Raw genomic sequence first — 1,218 nt, forward strand, 5'->3', positions numbered from 1 at the left:
CATGGCTTGTATGTTCCTCCCGGCTCCCACGAGGTATGTAGGAGCCAGGGTGGAGGGACCGTCAACATGTTATCTGCGGGTACCAGCCGACAGACGAGTCGAGCGATCCCCATCCCGCACCTCAACGTCGATAAGGGATCTAGCGGCCTTTTTAGGACCGCCGATGTAGGCAAGCCAACGTGGTGCGGTACCACCCCAGCCCCTCAACAATAGCTGGGAGTTGCGCAGATGTCAGATCGTTTTGCTGTCGGTATTGATGCCGATTCACGGACCCTGGTGGTGGCCTACCACGGCACCAAGGGTAGCTTCCGGATCGCAAATTCAGCCTCGACCATCAACAAATGGCTGTCCAGCCTGCCGACAAAGTCCCGTATTGGCGTCGAGGCAACCAATCGCTACCACGAGCTTGTGGCTCAAGCTGCCCAAAGGGCCGGTCACGCGGTCTTTGTGCTTAACCCGCGCGACATCAAGCATTACGCCAAGGGTGTGGCTTGCCGCGGCAAGACCGACTCGGGCGACGCCCAGGTCATTGCGCGTTACGTCGCCAAGGAGGCCGACAATCTGCACGAGCATGTCGCCCGTTCGCCTGCGCAGGAGCAGCTGCACGTGCTTCTTCAGCAGCGCGACAGCCTGGTGCGGAACAGGGCAACGCTCCGCCTCTCTTTGGGTGACGATGCAGCTGACTCAACCATCTTCGGGCGCATTTTCAGAGGCTTGAAAGAAGCTATTGCGATGTTGGACCGGGAAATCCAGCGACTCTGCAGCAGCGGCGAGCAACGCGATCTGTATCGACGGATCATGACCATTCCGGGGGTCGGTCCGACGGTGGCTGCCTTCGTCACCCATCACATCACCCGCTGGCCGCTGGCCAGCTCAGACGCCTGGGTGGCCTGCACTGGCCTGGATCCGCGACCAAACGAATCCGGCGCACGAATCGGCCGACGTCGCTTGTCCAAGCGAGGCAACGCCAGCCTGCGCCAAATGCTCTACATGGCCGCCATGGGCCTGACCCGATCAAAAGGCGGCAAACCCCTCTACCTCGCCATCCGCGAGCGCGGGCACAGCAGCACTGCCAGCTTCAACATCTTGGCCAGAAAGCTGGCCCGGATCGCCTGGGGCGTCTTTAAGAGTGGCCAGAACTTCGACCCGACCATGCTGAAAGTCGGTCAAGCCCGCTTCCAGCAGGCTTGACCACGAACATAGGATCTCGACTCTACA

1 protein-coding gene is annotated in these 1,218 nt (G+C 60.8%); it reads left to right on the top strand.

The features are described 5' to 3' along the window. Positions 1–228 precede the first annotated feature (228 nt). Positions 229–1,191, top strand: a complete 963-nt coding sequence (locus AC1VXD_RS19835; protein ID WP_482993482.1) for an IS110 family transposase — start codon at positions 229–231, stop codon at positions 1,189–1,191. The last annotated feature ends 27 nt before the right edge of the window (positions 1,192–1,218 follow it).

It is taken from the genome of Stenotrophomonas sp. STEN054 (assembly GCF_056854535.1).